The sequence below is a fragment of the Pseudomonas sp. NPDC088414 genome (assembly GCF_044753325.1).
Lineage (GTDB): Bacteria > Pseudomonadota > Gammaproteobacteria > Pseudomonadales > Pseudomonadaceae > Aquipseudomonas.
The window spans coordinates 17,122-31,451 of record NZ_JBIVMY010000019.1 but is presented as its reverse complement, the minus strand read 5'-3'; the positions used below and the strand labels follow the sequence as shown (position 1 = coordinate 31,451).

Sequence of the window (14,330 nt, the reverse complement as noted above, 5' to 3'; positions counted from 1 at the left end):
ATCTCTCATTAAGGCAATGTTGACGTCGGCAAGTTTGCTCCCTGGCGCGTTGTCTGCAAACGATAAAAGTATGCATCTGTAAAGACGGCCGGCACCGACGGTACTCAAACCGACCAAAGCAGAGGCGAGGTCGTCTGCCTGGGTGTAATAGGAGTGAGCGACTACTGTCAGAGTTGACAGGTATATGCATTTACAGCGCTCAAGTTTACTGCTGGATGGTTGTACACCCTGTCAGGTCTGACAGTAGACCGGATTTCCCCCACTCGTTAACTTCCGGAAAACTGCGACAGATTGCCGATTGGCGCAGTGCAATCAACTGAAGGATTGACTGCATGACTATCAGGATATTGCTGGAAATTGCGGATATGGACCAAGACGGAAATCCGGAAGTCGCGATTTATCACTTCAATGAAGACGCCACCGAAATGATGGATTACGACTACTCGTTGTTCGCTTCTTCGTCGGAAGCTAACGGTCGTTATGACTTGATTTCCGAAGAGGTCCTCGATGGTGATGGCGATGGCGACGTCGATAAATACGACAAGAAGCTGTACTTGCAGTTGGCCGACGCTTTTGCGCAGTTCAAGGGCTTTCAGTCCAGGCGTTGAATTGCCCGCTGACACAACAAAGCATTAATGCCATGTCAGCGGTATCCAATCTCGTTAATGCGAAGTGACTTGCCCCAGATCATCCCCGGAAGTGGTCTGCATATCATTCTTGCGCAGGCTTTCGACGTCGGCAGCGTTCACCGGCGCCCCTTTGTTGCCCCAACTGCCACGGATAAAGCTCACCACATCCGCCACTTCCTGATCCGACAACCGCCAGGCGAATCCCGGCATGGTGAAGGTCGAAGGTGCCGTGTGTGTCGCGGGCAGGGTACCGCCCTTGAGCACGATGTGGATCAGCGAGGTCGGATCCTCCGATTGCAGCACCGGATTGCCCGCGAGCGCCGGGAACACCCGGGTGTAGCCGTGGCCGTCGGTACGGTGGCAGGCCGCGCAGTTGTCGATGTACACCGCTGCGCCACGCTGGCTGTCGTCGCCGTTCCACAGGGCTTTGGCCGCTTTCTCGTCGTACTGGTGCGGCTGATCGTTTGGATCAACGGCCGGCAGCGACTTGAGGTAACGAGCAATCGCCGTCAGGTCGGCATCGGTCATGTATTGCATGCTGTGGGTGACCACATCGCTCATGCCGCCGAACACCGCACTGCGGTCGCTGCGTCCGGTCTTGAGGAATTGCACCAGCTGCTCTTCGCTCCAGCTGCCCAGGCCATCCTTGTGATCACCGCGCAGACTTTTGGCGATCCAGCCTTCCAGCGGCGCACTGCCGGCGAGGAAGTTCTTGCCTTCCGCCGCGCTAAGGGATTTTTCCTGCATGGTCAGCGCCCGTGGCGTATGGCAGGCGCCGCAATGGCCGAGGCCTTCGACCAGATAGGCGCCGCGATCGATCACCGGATCATCCGAGGTGGCCTTGTAGTCCTCGACCTTCGGCGCAAACAGCCAGCGCCAGCCCATCAGCGGCCAGCGCATGCTCAGCGGCCACGGAATGTCGCTGGCCTTGTTCTCCTGCGCCACCGGCTCGACGCCGTGCATGAAGTAGGCGTACAGCGCCTGCATGTCGGTTTCGCTGACACGGGCGTAGGACGGATACGGCATCGCCGGGTACAAGGTACTGCCGTTTTTCGCCACGCCATGGCGCACGGCTTTGTCGAAGTCCTCAAAGCTGTAATCACCGATGCCGTTTTTGTCCGGGGTGATGTTGGTCGAGTAGATCGTGCCGATCGGCGTTTCCATCGGCAGGCCGCCGGCGAACGGTCTGCCGCCCTTGGCGGTGTGGCAGGCCACGCAGTCACCGGCGCGGGCGAGGTATTCGCCTTGTTTGATCAACGCCTGATCAACGTCGGCGGCGTGTACAGCCGTGCTGCCGAGCAGGGCCAAAGTGGCGATAACGAGATTTTTCATGGTCATCGCTCCTTATGCCTGAACCAGCGGGCCGGGGTTTTTCAGGTACTGCTCGCGGATCGCCTTGGCCGACCAGTAGGTCAGAGCGGCAACCAGTCCGGTCGGGTTGTAACCCAGGCCCTGCGGGAACGCCGACGCGCCCGGTACGAACACGTTGTGCACATCCCAGCTCTGCAGATAGCGGTTCAGCGCGCTCTTCTTCGGATCGGTGCCCATGATCGCGCCACCGTTGAGGTGGGTGGTCTGGTAGGCCGCCGTGTTGAAGTGATCACCAACCTGCTTGCCGATCACCGCGATGGCTTTCGGACCCATGGCCTGGGCGACCTTGCCCATTTTCTCGACCATGAAACGGTTCATCTTGATGTCGTTTTCCTGCCAGTCGAAGGTCATGCGCAGCAGCGGCAAACCGTAGGCATCGCGGTACACCGGATCCAGATCGAGGTAGTTGCCACGGTAGGACTGATGCGCGCCGTGGGCGTCCATCGACACCTGATGGGTGTAGTAATCGGCGGTCGCGCGCTTCCACTGGCTGCCCCAGGCCGGGGTGCCGGGTGGGTTCGAGGTGCCGGCAATCGGTCGGCTGCCGGCCTGGTTGACCCACATCGGCGAGCCGCCGACGAAGCCGTGCGGGCCGTGGTCGAAGTTGTCGGCGTTGAAATCGTCCAGCGCCACGCCGTTGCCGCCGGCGCCGATGAAATTGTTGGTGTGGGTGTCCTTGTCGAAGAACGCCTTGATGGTCGCCATGTTCTGGTAGGCGAAGTTGCGCCCGACCACGCCTTCGCCACTGATCGGGTCGTAAGGCTTGCCGATGCCCGATAGCAGCATCAACCGCACGTTGTGCAGCTGGAAGGCGCCGAGGATCACCAGATCCGCCGGTTGCTCGATCTCGCGGCCCTGGCCGTCGATGTAGGTCACGCCGGTGGCCTTGGACTTGCTGCTGTCGAGGTTGACCCGCAGGACATGGGCGTTGGCGCGCAGCTCGAAATTCGGCAGAGGACGCAGCGCCGGCAGAATGTTCACGTTCGGCGACGCCTTGGAGTACATGTAGCACACGTAACCGCTGCAGAATCCGCAGAAGTTGCACGGGCCCATCTGTGCGCCGTAGGGATTGGTGTACGGCCCCGAGGTATTGGCGGACGGCAGGTTGTAGGGTTTGTAACCGACCTCTGTCGCCGCTTTGCCAAACAGTTGTGCGGAAACCGTATTCTTCTGCGCTTCCAGCGGAAACGGATTGGAGCGATCCGGCGCGTAAGGGTTGCCGCCCTTGCCTTGCCCGACCAGTTGGCCCTTCACGGTCCAGGCCTGGCCGGAGGTGCCGAAGACTTTTTCGGCGAAATCGAAGAACGGCTCCAGCTCTTCATAGCTGACGCCGAAGTCCTGAATGGTCATGTCCTTGGGGATGAAACTTTTGCCGTAGCGCTCTTCGTAATGGCTGCGCATGCGCAGCTCGATCGGATCGACGCGAAAGTGCACGCCCGACCAGTGCAGACCGGCGCCGCCGACGCCATTGCCCGGCAGGAATGCACCCAACTGGCGGTTCGGCAGGGCGATGTCGTTGACGCTGTGGCGGATGGTGACGGTTTCTTTCGAGATGTCCTGAAAGAGTTTTTTGCGCACGCTGTAGGTGAGTTCGTCGATCACCTGCGGATAGTTGCCGTCGGGGTAGGTGTCCTGCATCGGCCCGCGCTCCAGCGCCAGCACGTTGAGCCCGGCCTCGGTCAGCTCCTTGGCCATGATCGCGCCAGTCCAGCCGAAACCGACGATCACTGCGTCGACCTTCTTCATTACGGTTGCCATGCTCAAGCCCTCTCGCCGCGAATCGAAACTGCCGGGAAGGGGTATTGCTCGTTGCGTTCCACCCAATCCATGAAATCGGCGCGGGCGCCGGGGAAGCCGATCATGGTCCAGCCGACCATGCCTTTATTGCCGCCGTGGATCGGGTCGCAGAAGAACCCTTCCTTGGTGTTTTGCAGCAGCAGGCTGAAGAAAATCTTCGCCGGAACTGCAGCGAACTGCGGTTTTCCGGCTTCGAGCTGCTTGAGCAAATCTTCTCGGGTAGCGCTGTCTTGCTTGGCAAATGTTTTACCGTTGAGCGATTTTGCCCACTGATCCGTGGCAGCGATGCCCAGGCGATAGATCTCTTTGGGCACCAGTTTGCTCTGCCAGCCCATCTCCGGCGCGGCGTCGGCATTGAACGGACCTTGCATGTACCACAGGGCGCCGGCGGCGTACGGGGTGTTCATCTGGCGGTCGATGTATTCCGGCACGCCGGCTTCCAGGGCACCCGGGCCTTGCTCGTCGTTGGGAATCAGATGTGCCACGGCGGCGTTGATGAAGGCCCATTCCTCGGCGGTGAAATAGCTCGGTTGGTAAGCGCTGGCGTCAGCCTCGGCCGGTGTGGCTGCTGGCGCCGCTGGGGCCGCTTCAGGCGCAGCTTGCAACACGCTGCTGCCCAGGCCAGTGCCGGCGAGGGTGACCACGGGAATCAGGGTCAGGGATTTGCGCAAGAACTCACGCCGCGGGTTGTCTCGATCTGCATCAGACATGGGGGTGCACCTCATCAGGCATTGATGGTTTTCCGCCGTTTCTGCGAACGGCGTGAGCATTTTTTCGTTGCGGCGTGGCCCGGTGATTGACCGGGAAAAGGGGGACGCCTGCAACATCGTGTGACAAATGGTAGCAGGCTACACATCGGGATGAACCGATTCAGCGGAAAAAGCTGCGGTTTTTTTAGCGGGCGCTCAATGAAATCGCCCGGATTCACGATTCTTTGACAAGTGCCTCACAGGGCTTTGACCGGCAGAGGTGGAAGCTGCGAGGCCTTTCATTGATGAATTCCGATACGGTCAGCCCAGCATGTCTCGAGTGCGCCTTTTTCCTGCTTTGTGTTTGTCGCTTGTTGCCCTGTTGCACTTGATGCCGGCCCAGGCTGACGCCGCTGTCACATCACGCCCGCCGGAGTGGGCGCAACCGGTTGAAGTGCAATACAACCTGTTCCAGATGTCACCCACGCTTTACCGCAGCGCCTTGCCCGACGGTGGCGTGGTTCCATTGCTGAAGAATCTCAAAGTGGCGACGGTGATCAACTTCTTGCCGGAAGCTGACAGCAGTTGGCTGTCCGAGCCGGGCATCAATCAAGTGCAACTGCCTTATCGCACCAACCATGTCGATGACGCCGATGTGCTCAAGACGTTGCGCGCGATTCAGACAGCCGAAGCCAACGGCCCGGTGCTGATGCATTGCAAACACGGTTCCGACCGCACCGGCCTGATGGCGGCGATGTACCGGATTGTGGTGCAAGGCTGGAGCAAGGAAGACGCGCTGAATGAAATGACGCAGGGCGGTTTTGGTGAAAGCGGCCATTTCAAGGATGGCGTGCGTTACGTGATGCAAGCCGATGTCGACAAACTGCGCACCGCGTTGGCCAACGGCGATTGCAGCACCAGTGCCTTTGCCACCTGCTCGATGAAGAGCTGGTTCCAGTCGGTCAACCTCAAGTAAGCCGGACCCTCCACGGCATTGCACCGTGGAGGGTCATTCGCCGGCTCAGTCCTCGGACTTTTTCTTCAGCTTCGGATTCGGAAAGAACTGCACGGCCTGGACAGTCTTGTCCGGTGCCGGCTTGAGCGCGCTGGTATTGACCCGCGTGCCCAGTTCCTTGGGAACCGACAGCCCTTGCTCGTTCAGCGTATCCGAGTAACCGCAGGCCACGCACTCGCGGTGCGGCACGCTGTCCTCGTTCCACATCATCAGTTTGTCCGGCTCGCTGCATGCCGGGCAGACCGCCCCGGCGATAAAGCGCTTCTTGGTAATCACAGGTGCCTCACTCATGCTGCCGCGTCCTCACTCAGGCCGCTATGGCGCAAGAGTGCGTCAATCGATGGCTCACGGCCACGGAAGTCGACGAACAGCACCATCGGTGGCTGCGAGCCGCCACGGGCCAGAATCGCTTCGCGGAAGGCGCGTCCGGTGTCGGCGTTGAGTACACCGTCCTCTTCGAACCTGGAGAAGGCATCCGCCGACAGCACTTCCGCCCACTTATAGCTGTAGTAACCCGCCGCGTAACCGCCGGCGAAGATGTGCGCGAAGCTGTTGGGGAAGCGGTTGTACGCCGGTGGGCGCATCACCGACACCTCGTCACGCACGCCTTCCAGCACTTGTGCCACGCTGCGGCCGTCACCGTGGGTGGCGTGCAGTTCGAAGTCGAACAGCGAGAATTCCAGCTGCCGCACCATCATCAGCCCGGACTGGAAGTTTTTCGCCGCGAGCATTTTTTCCAGCAGGTCTTGCGGCAGCGGCTCGCCGGTTTCGTAGTGACCGGAGATCAGCGCCAGGCCTTCCGGCTCCCAGCACCAGTTTTCCATGAACTGGCTTGGCAGCTCGACCGCATCCCACGCCACGCCGTTGATCCCGGAAACACCGGCGTGATCAACGCGGGTCAGCAGGTGATGCAGGCCGTGACCGAATTCGTGGAACAGGGTGGTCACTTCATCGTGGGTCAGCAGCGCAGGCTTGCCGCTGTCGGCCGGGGTGAAGTTGCACACCAGGTTGGCGACCGGGCTTTGCAGCACGCCATCGATGGTGCGACGACGGTCGCGGGCGCCGTCCATCCATGCACCGCCACGCTTGTTGGCGCGGGCATAGAGGTCGAAGAAGAAGCGGCCGACGTGCTGGCCATTCTCTTTGATTTCGAACAGGCGCACATCCGGGTGCCAGGTGTCGAAGCCTTTCAGTTCGGCGATTTCGATGCCGTACAGGCGCTGGACGATAGCGAACAGACCGCTGAGAACTTTATCGATCGGGAAGTAGGCGCGCAGGGTTTCCTGAGCGACGCTGTAGCGCTGCTCGCGGAGTTTTTCTCCGTAGAAACCGCTGTCCCAGCTTTGCAGATCGGCGCAGCCCTGTTCGGCGGCGTAAGCGCGCAGCTGCTGCAGATCCTGCGCGGCGAACGGCTTGCTGCGCTTGGCCAGATCGCGCAGGAAGCTCAGCACCTGATCGCTGGACTCGGCCATTTTGGTCGCCAGGCTCAGCTCGGAGAAACTGGTGAAGCCCAAGAGTTTTGCCAGTTCCTGACGCAGGTCGAGGATCTCTTCCATGACCGGGCCGTTGTCGTTCTGCCCGGCGTTCGGCCCTTGGTCCGACGCACGGGTGCAGTAGGCGGCGTAGACTTCTTCACGCAGCTTGCGGTCCTGGGCGTAAGTCATCACCGCGTAGTAGCTCGGGAATTCCAGGGTGATCAGCCAGCCGTCGAGGCCCTTGGCCTGCGCGGCGGCAGCCATTTGCGCCTTGGCCGAATCGGTCAGGCCGGCGAGGGCGGCTTCGTCGGTGATGTGCTTGGTCCAGGCTTGCGTGGCGTCGAGCAACTGGTTGGAGAAGCGGCTGCCCAGCTCGGACAGTTTGCTTTGCACTTCGGCGTAGCGCTTCTGTTCGGCTTCCGGCAGGTCGATACCCGACAGACGGAAATCGCGCAGGGCGTGTTCCAGAATGGTTTTTTGCGCCACGTCGAAACCGGCGGCTTCCGGGCTGTTGGCCAGCGCTTCATAAGCCTGGAACAGCTCGCGGTTCTGGCCCATCTCGGTGGAGTAGGCGCTGAGGGCCGGCAGGCACGACTCGTAGGCTTCGCGCAGTTCGGCGCTATTGCACACGGCGTTGAGGTGGCTGACCGGGCTCCAGGCAGCGCCGAGGCGATCGTTGAGTTCGTCCATCGCCAGTACCAGGCCGGCCCAGGTCGGGTTCTCGACTTGAGTCTTGAGGATTTCGGCAATGGCGGCGCGGTTGTCGGCCAGGATGGTTTCGATGGCCGGCAGCACGTGTTCGGCACGGATCGTGGAGAACGGCGGCAGGTCGTAGGACTGCAGAAGAGGGTTGTTCACGCTCACGGTTGGCACCTTGGCTGGGAGAAACATGCGCCCATCTTAATTACAATCGGCACTCACCGCAGCTATCGGCGACAGAGAGAGAACTTATCGTGTCCGTTCGCAAGTACCAGAATCACACCCCTCGCTTGAGCAAAGGCGCGTTTGTCGACGCCTCAGCGGTGGTGATCGGCGACGTCGAAATAGGCGAAGACAGCTCCGTGTGGCCGCTGACCGTGATCCGTGGCGACATGCACCGCATCCGCATCGGTGCGCGCACCAGCGTGCAGGACGGCTGCGTGCTGCACATCACCCACGCCGGGCCGTTCAACCCGGAGGGCTTTCCGCTGCTGATCGGCGATGACGTGACCATCGCCCACAAGGTCATGCTGCATGGCTGCAGCGTCGGCAGTCGCGTGTTGATCGGCATGGGCAGCATCGTCATGGACGGCGCGGTGGTCGAGGACGATGTGATCATCGGCGCCGGCAGCCTGGTACCGCCGGGCAAGCGCCTGGAAAGCGGTTTTCTGTACGTGGGCAGCCCGGTGAAACAAGTCCGCTCGTTGACCGACAAGGAACGCGCCTTCTTCACCTACAGCGCCGCCAACTACGTGAAGCTCAAGGACCTGCATCTGGCCGAAGGCTACGACCAGCTCTGAATCGACCTACACCTGCTCAGGATTTCTCATGCATTACCAGACCGTACTGTTCGACCTCGATGGCACCCTGACCGACCCGCGTGAGGGCATTACCCGTTCCATACAGTTCGCCCTCGGCAAGCTCGGCATCGATGAGCCGGACCGGACTAGACTCGAACACTTCATCGGCCCGCCGCTGTTGCAGGCGTTCATGCAGTTTTATGGCTTCGATGAGGCCAAGGCCTGGAAGGCGGTGAATTTCTATCGCGAGCGCTTCAAGGTCACCGGCCTGTACGAGAACCGTGTGTTCGACGGCGTCACACCGTTGCTCGAGACCCTGAGTGGCCAGGGGCGACAGCTGTATATCGCGACCTCCAAACCTTGGGAATTTGCCCGGGAAATCGCCCGGCACTTCGACTTCGCCAAACACTTCAAGGTGATCTACGGCAGTGAGCTGGATGGCACGCGGACCAACAAGGTCGAGCTGATCGCGCACCTGATCGCCGAAGAAGGGCTGGACCCGGCCAACACGTTGATGATCGGTGATCGCAAGCATGATTTGATCGGTGCGCGCAGCAATGGGCTGGATGCGGCGGCGGTGGGTTATGGGTTTGGCAGTTTCGAAGAGTTGAATGCCGAGGCGCCGGCTTATCATTTTGAGACTTTGGCTGAGTTGCATCAGGCGTTTCTGCGGCGCTGATGAGTCGGCCATCGCTGGCAAGCCAGCTCCCACAGGTGAGCAGTGGGCGCACTTTCACCTGAATCCATGTGGGAGCTGGCTTGCCAGCGATGAAGCCGGATCAGCCGACATCAATTCAAGATCCGGCCAAAGCTTTCAAGACCGCTTTACGCTCCGCGACAGCTAAACCACCCAACTTCTCGACCTCAGCATAAAACCGCCCCCAATCCCCCCCAACCTGCCTGAACAACGCCGCAAACGCCGGCACCCACTGGTCATACAGCCCGAACGGCAACAACCGCGCATTGTTCAGCGGCATATTCACCCACGCGTCATAGCGCTTGTCCCCGGCCCACTGGCTGTCGCGCGTCACCCGGTAATCGCGCCGAAATCGCTCGAATTGCGCTGCTTTACGCTCGCGCATCTGCTCGGCCGGCAGCGGCTGGGCGTAGAGCTTTTCCAGGCGCGAGCGCGTTTCCAGCACCAGTTCGATGAACTGATCGCGCTGCCTGAGCCTGGCATCGGTGTCCGGCGGCAGGCCACGAAACGCCCGCCACTGGCGGGTGCCTTCCTGCTCGACAAACGTGGCAAACGACTCATTGAACTCGGTGTCGTCTTTCACATAGAAACGCTGATGCGCCAGTTCATGAAAGATCAACGTGGCCAGGCGTTCGTCACCCCAGCCCATCATCGAATTGAGGATCGGGTCATTGAACCAGCCGAGGGTTGAATAGGCCTCGACGCCGCCAATCGCCACGTCCATGCCTTGCAGGCGCTGAATCGCCGCTTCGCCCCGGGCAGCGCTCTGGCTGTAGTAGCCGCGATAGGCCACGCAACCGGCGATCGGGAAACAATGGTTCTGCGGGGTCAGGGAAAACTCCGGGGTGGCGAACACGTTCCACACCACATACGGTCGGCCGATGTCGGCGTACAGCCGATAGCTCTGGTTATCCGGCAGGTGCAGGTGTTCGCTGGCGAAGGCTCGGGCCTTCTGTGACTGGATCAGGTGCGTGCGCAGCTTGGCGTCGCGGCTTGGGTCGGCGATCACCATGGCTACCGGCTCGCGCGCCCGCAGCAGCTGCAACTGACCGCTGGCCAATTGGCTGTAATAGCTGACGCTGGAACAACCGTTGAGCAACAAAAACATCACACCCGGAAACAAAATCCGAAAAACGCGATCAAGTACCCCATGGCTTGGAAGCGGCCTGCTCAAAATAAAAATCCTTTGGAAAGTCTGCCCGCAAGACTATCCCGCCATCTGGAGCTTCGCTATGCGCATGTTGTTGCTGACTGGAGGCCTGCTGACGCTGGCCGGTTGTGCCGGATTCGGAATGCCCGATCCTGACCCCTCGCAAGCCTGGATCGATCTCGATGCCCGGCAACAGGACACAGCGCTGCAAGCGCTGAAGGTCGATGACAAGACGACCGTCGACAAACGTTATTTTGAAGTCGAGCCCGGCAGTCACCAATTGCAGGTGCGTTATCAGTTCCCGGTCGAAGCCACCAACATCGGTCCCGATGCCGAACCGCTGTGGCGCGATTGTCAGTTGAAGGTGAAATTCAAGGACTTCAATGCCGGCCAGCGTTATCAGCTGCAAGCTGGCAGCATCGGTTTCCGGCCATGGGCCAAGCTCTATGACGAGCAGCACAATGTGGTCGGTCAGGGCACGCCGGCAGGCTGTCAGCGCACCTGATCAGCGCTATGCTGGAGGTCTGAATCCCTGGACATCCATCATGCGCAAGTTGATGTTGTTGCTCGCGATCGGCGCTGTCGCTGGCTGTCAGACCCCATTGCCGCCGATTGATCCGCAAATGGCCTGGGTCGATTTCTCGACCCCGACCCCCGGCGGAAAACTGCTCATGGCCGAGCGCCTGGATAATCAGCGCCTGAGCGACGGGCGTTTCTTCCAGGTCACCCCCGGTAGCCATGAGCTGCGGGTGCGATTTGATTTCGAGGTGTTTGGTGGCGGCGGCAGTCTGATGACCGGTCCCGTCGAGCGGCTGTGCTATTTGTATATCCGCTACGACCATTTCGAGGCCGGGCAGCGTTATCTGCTGGAGGGGCGTTCGTTAGGGTTCACGCCGAGCGCCCGTCTGTACAACGCCAAGCGTGAGATCGTTGCCGAGGATCACGACATGGATTGCCTCAGCTGAGACGGATCAGTTGTCGTTCTTCTGGTAAATGATTGCCTTGGTGCCGTTTTCACAGGTGCCGACGACCATGGCCACGTCGTGTTTTTCGGCCTCTTCCTTGCTGACGATTTCCAGCGTGTAGGTGGGCACGGCGTTCGCCTGGATCTTTACTTCGATTTCTTTCCTGAGTTCTTCACAGTCTTTCGGTGCGGCAAGAACCGTTGTGGCCAATGCACTGCAGAGGATCGCCAAGCCAATACGTTTCATATCCTGAAGCTCCATGGGGCAGCGCGCACGGGCGTGCGCTGAAGCTGCTGTCACTTATTCGACCATATTTTTGCAGCGCGGGTTCTGACTTCGCTCACATCTTCAAGCTCTACGGTGCTTTCAGGATCGCCATCGCGAGCAGGCTCACTCCTACATTCGATCTCCAGCGGACACAACAATTGTGAACAACCGAGATTCCTGTAGGAGTGAGCCTGCTCGCGATGGCATCAGATCCTGTCAGCGATGACTCAACTGACTAATGATGCCTCAAGGGTAATCTTCGCATTCAATACCTTGGACACCGGGCACCCTTCCTTGGCCTTGTTGCTCAGTTCTTCAAACTGCGCCTGAGTAGCGCCAGGGATTTTCGCCTTTAGGATCAGCTTCACCGCCGTGATTGCGAAGCCGCCATCCACCTGATCCAGCGTAACCTCTGCCTGAGTGTCGATGCTGTCGGCCTTCAAGCCTGCATCGCCCAGAATCATCGAAAACGCCATGGAAAAACAGCCGGCATGCGCGGCGCCGATCAGTTCTTCCGGGTTGGTGCCCTTGCCGCCTTCGAAGCGGGCCTTGAAGCCGTAAGGTGCTTCTCTGAGGACGCCGGTCTCGGTAGAGATCGAGCCGATGCCGGTTTTCAGATCGCCTGCCCAATGCGCGGATGCTTTCTTCACGATAGCCATATCTGCCTCCTCAAGATCTGGCGCGGAACGCCGCGCCGTCGTGGTTTTTGCTTGCAAGGCTTCTGAGGATAGACGCCGGAACAAAGTTCAGCCCGAGTGAATCGTTGACTTTTTTAGTAGGATTTTTCTCTCAGCTATTGAAACTCGGGTATATGCCCTCATTGCACAGAACACGCTTATGAATTCGGCAGGTTTTCGTTCGCAAGAAAAAACCTGCAGACCACTCGGAGACGCAGGTTTATGAAGCAACTGTCCGATGTAAAATTTTCCACCCTCGATCTGGTGCCGGTGCGCGAGAACGGCAGTCCGGCACAATCGCTGCACAATTCGCTGGATCTGGCACAGCACGTCGAGAAATTCGGCTACACCCGCTTCTGGGTCGCCGAACACCACAACATGGACGGTATCGCCAGTTCTGCCACCTCGGTACTGCTGGGTTATCTGGCCGGCGGCACCTCGACGATTCGCGTCGGCTCCGGTGGGGTGATGCTGCCCAACCACGCGCCGCTGGTGATCGCCGAGCAGTTCGGCACTCTCGAAAGCCTCTATCCGGGACGCATCGACCTGGGTCTGGGCCGAGCGCCCGGCTCCGACCAGATGACTGCCCGCGCCTTGCGCCGCGAGCGTTCCGGCAGCGCCGATGATTTCCCGGAAGACGTCGCCGAGTTGGTGCGTTTTCTCGGCCCGCGCACCCCGGATCAACGGGTGATCGCCATGCCCGGCACCGGCACCAATGTGCCGATCTGGCTGCTCGGTTCCAGCCTGTTCAGTGCGCAACTGGCCGGTGAGCGCGGTTTGCCTTACGCCTTCGCCTCGCACTTCGCTCCGCGCTTCATGCACGAGGCGATCCGCGTCTATCGCAACCACTTCAAGCCATCGGCGGTGCTCGACAAGCCGTACGTGATGCTCGGTGTGCCGCTGGTGGCGGCGGATACCGATGAGCAGGCCGATTACCTGGCGACGTCGGTATACCAGCGCATTCTCGCGCTGATGCGTGGGCAGAGCCTGGTGCAGCGTCCACCGGTGAAAACCATGGACGGCCTGTGGCTGCCCCATGAACGTGAGGCGGTGGGAGATTTCCTCGGCCTGGCGATGGTCGGCAGCCCGCAGAAGATCCGCGCGAAGCTGGAGGTGCTGGTCGAGCAGACCCAGGCCGATGAGCTGATCTTCACCTGCGACCTGTATGAACACGCCGATCGCGTGCATTCCTACGAACTGCTGGCGCAGGTCATGAAAGGATAACGCGGCGCCCTGTAGGAGCTGTCGAGTGAAACGAGGCTGCGATCTTTTGATCTGATTTTTCAAAGCCACGATCAAAAGATCGCAGCGTGCCGCAGCTCCTACAGGTAAATCATCGCCCACAAAAAAGCCGACGCCTTCGCGTCGGCTTTTGCATTTCAGGCGCGATCAACCACGTTTGTAGACGATTTCCTTGGTGCCACCTTCGCAACTGCCAACGACCTTGCCGCCAGCGGCTGCACCCTTGTCGACAATCTCCAGCGAATAACTGGAGGCACCTTTGGCATCAATCTTCGCCGCAATCTCGCTTTTCAACTCTTCACAAGGCTTGCCAGCAGCCAACGCGCCACCCGCAAGGCTCAACAAACCTACTGCCAATATGAACTTCTTCATCGGTCGCACTCCCTGGTCGGATTAAAAGAGGTGGGCATCAGGTCTCCCGATGCACTCACCTTGTAGCGCTTTGCCATTCCTATGGCACTCGGCCAGCGCGCAAGTTCAGAAGCGTAGCCCAAAGTCAGCTGCTGGCAATGCGAAAGCCCACTTTGAGTGTTACCTGAAAATGCGCAGCCTTGCCGTCCTTGATGTGGCCACGGGTATCGACCACTTCAAACCATTCCAGATGCTTGATGCTCTTGTTCGCTTCAGCCAGCGCGTTGTTGATGGCGTCTTCGATGCTGCTGGTGGACGAGCCGACCAGCTCGACTTTCTTGTACGTGTGATGGTCACTCATGGCGATCTCCTTGGCGTTTGGAATTGACGTGTGGATTGAGACTAGCAGTGAATCTGCACTGTTTATTTCGGCGGCCCGGCGCAAGCGAAGTTCAGATTTTCTGCACTTTCTCAAACCGCTGAAGTCCCAACCAACACACGCCACT

The 14,330-nt window shown here is 59.9% G+C and carries 17 protein-coding genes; 7 read left to right on the top strand and 10 right to left on the bottom strand.

What is annotated here, in order from left to right:
- Positions 1-332 precede the first annotated feature (332 nt).
- Complete coding sequence (locus ACIP8I_RS17045; protein ID WP_367082288.1) at positions 333-608, top strand: hypothetical protein; 276 nt, start codon at positions 333-335, stop codon at positions 606-608.
- Positions 609-662: 54 nt separating this feature from the next.
- Here the strand turns inward: ACIP8I_RS17045 and ACIP8I_RS17040 are convergent, their stop codons facing one another.
- Genes ACIP8I_RS17040 through ACIP8I_RS17030 form a run of 3 tightly spaced genes read right to left on the bottom strand, consistent with a single transcriptional unit; the run spans position 663 to position 4,507 of the window.
- The gene (locus ACIP8I_RS17040) at positions 663-1,961 is read right to left on the bottom strand and encodes a c-type cytochrome (protein WP_400762556.1); all 1,299 of its coding nucleotides are present in this window, start codon (positions 1,959-1,961) and stop codon (positions 663-665) included.
- Positions 1,962-1,973: 12 nt separating this feature from the next.
- Positions 1,974-3,758, bottom strand: coding sequence for a GMC family oxidoreductase (locus ACIP8I_RS17035; protein ID WP_400762554.1), 1,785 nt, complete (start codon positions 3,756-3,758; stop codon positions 1,974-1,976).
- A 2-nt stretch (positions 3,759-3,760) separates the two neighbouring features.
- Complete coding sequence (locus ACIP8I_RS17030) at positions 3,761-4,507, bottom strand: gluconate 2-dehydrogenase subunit 3 family protein (RefSeq protein ID WP_400762552.1); 747 nt, start codon at positions 4,505-4,507, stop codon at positions 3,761-3,763.
- 310 nt (positions 4,508-4,817) lie between these two features.
- Here ACIP8I_RS17030 and ACIP8I_RS17025 point away from each other — a divergent pair, with 310 nt between their 5' ends.
- Entirely contained in the window at positions 4,818-5,462 is a 645-nt protein-coding gene (locus ACIP8I_RS17025; RefSeq protein WP_045122161.1) for a dual specificity protein phosphatase family protein, read from the top strand.
- Between the two features lie 45 nt (positions 5,463-5,507).
- Here ACIP8I_RS17025 and ACIP8I_RS17020 read toward each other — a convergent pair whose 3' ends face one another.
- Both ACIP8I_RS17020 and prlC read right to left on the bottom strand, forming a co-directional pair.
- Complete coding sequence (locus ACIP8I_RS17020) at positions 5,508-5,792, bottom strand: YheV family putative zinc ribbon protein (RefSeq protein ID WP_007962808.1); 285 nt, start codon at positions 5,790-5,792, stop codon at positions 5,508-5,510.
- The gene (gene prlC / locus ACIP8I_RS17015; protein WP_400762549.1) at positions 5,789-7,867 is read right to left on the bottom strand and encodes an oligopeptidase A; all 2,079 of its coding nucleotides are present in this window, start codon (positions 7,865-7,867) and stop codon (positions 5,789-5,791) included. The genes ACIP8I_RS17020 and prlC overlap by 4 nt, the downstream gene beginning before the upstream one ends.
- Positions 7,868-7,929: 62 nt before the next feature.
- Between prlC and ACIP8I_RS17010 the strand changes: the two genes are divergently transcribed.
- Positions 7,930-8,475 (top strand): gamma carbonic anhydrase family protein, encoded by a 546-nt coding sequence (locus ACIP8I_RS17010; RefSeq protein WP_400762547.1) that lies wholly within the window; start codon positions 7,930-7,932, stop codon positions 8,473-8,475.
- A 28-nt stretch (positions 8,476-8,503) separates the two neighbouring features.
- Positions 8,504-9,154, top strand: a complete 651-nt coding sequence (locus ACIP8I_RS17005; protein WP_400762545.1) for an HAD family hydrolase — start codon at positions 8,504-8,506, stop codon at positions 9,152-9,154.
- Between the two features lie 115 nt (positions 9,155-9,269).
- Here the strand turns inward: ACIP8I_RS17005 and ACIP8I_RS17000 are convergent, their stop codons facing one another.
- A complete protein-coding gene (locus ACIP8I_RS17000; RefSeq protein ID WP_400762543.1) occupies positions 9,270-10,346 on the bottom strand; it encodes an aminopeptidase in 1,077 nt (358 codons plus the stop codon).
- Between the two features lie 58 nt (positions 10,347-10,404).
- On the opposite strand from ACIP8I_RS17000, the gene ACIP8I_RS16995 reads away from it, so the two are divergent.
- Positions 10,405-10,827 carry a hypothetical protein gene (locus ACIP8I_RS16995; protein ID WP_367082300.1) on the top strand — a complete coding sequence of 141 codons (423 nt, stop codon included), beginning with the start codon at positions 10,405-10,407 and terminating at the stop codon, positions 10,825-10,827.
- Between the two features lie 40 nt (positions 10,828-10,867).
- Positions 10,868-11,287 (top strand): hypothetical protein, encoded by a 420-nt coding sequence (locus ACIP8I_RS16990; protein ID WP_400762541.1) that lies wholly within the window; start codon positions 10,868-10,870, stop codon positions 11,285-11,287.
- A gap of 6 nt (positions 11,288-11,293) precedes the next feature.
- Here the strand turns inward: ACIP8I_RS16990 and ACIP8I_RS16985 are convergent, their stop codons facing one another.
- Together ACIP8I_RS16985 and ACIP8I_RS16980 are read right to left on the bottom strand one after the other, a co-directional pair.
- Positions 11,294-11,533 carry a DUF1161 domain-containing protein gene (locus ACIP8I_RS16985; protein WP_400762539.1) on the bottom strand — a complete coding sequence of 80 codons (240 nt, stop codon included), beginning with the start codon at positions 11,531-11,533 and terminating at the stop codon, positions 11,294-11,296.
- A gap of 248 nt (positions 11,534-11,781) precedes the next feature.
- Entirely contained in the window at positions 11,782-12,213 is a 432-nt protein-coding gene (locus ACIP8I_RS16980) for an OsmC family protein (protein WP_034152273.1), read from the bottom strand.
- 240 nt (positions 12,214-12,453) lie between these two features.
- Between ACIP8I_RS16980 and ACIP8I_RS16975 the strand changes: the two genes are divergently transcribed.
- Complete coding sequence (locus ACIP8I_RS16975; protein ID WP_400762536.1) at positions 12,454-13,455, top strand: LLM class flavin-dependent oxidoreductase; 1,002 nt, start codon at positions 12,454-12,456, stop codon at positions 13,453-13,455.
- Positions 13,456-13,620: 165 nt separating this feature from the next.
- On the opposite strand, the gene ACIP8I_RS16970 is transcribed toward ACIP8I_RS16975, so the two are convergent.
- Both ACIP8I_RS16970 and ACIP8I_RS16965 read right to left on the bottom strand, forming a co-directional pair.
- The gene (locus ACIP8I_RS16970; protein ID WP_258677659.1) at positions 13,621-13,845 is read right to left on the bottom strand and encodes a DUF1161 domain-containing protein; all 225 of its coding nucleotides are present in this window, start codon (positions 13,843-13,845) and stop codon (positions 13,621-13,623) included.
- 124 nt (positions 13,846-13,969) lie between these two features.
- Positions 13,970-14,185, bottom strand: coding sequence for a dodecin (locus ACIP8I_RS16965; RefSeq protein WP_003220389.1), 216 nt, complete (start codon positions 14,183-14,185; stop codon positions 13,970-13,972).
- Positions 14,186-14,330 lie beyond the last annotated feature (145 nt).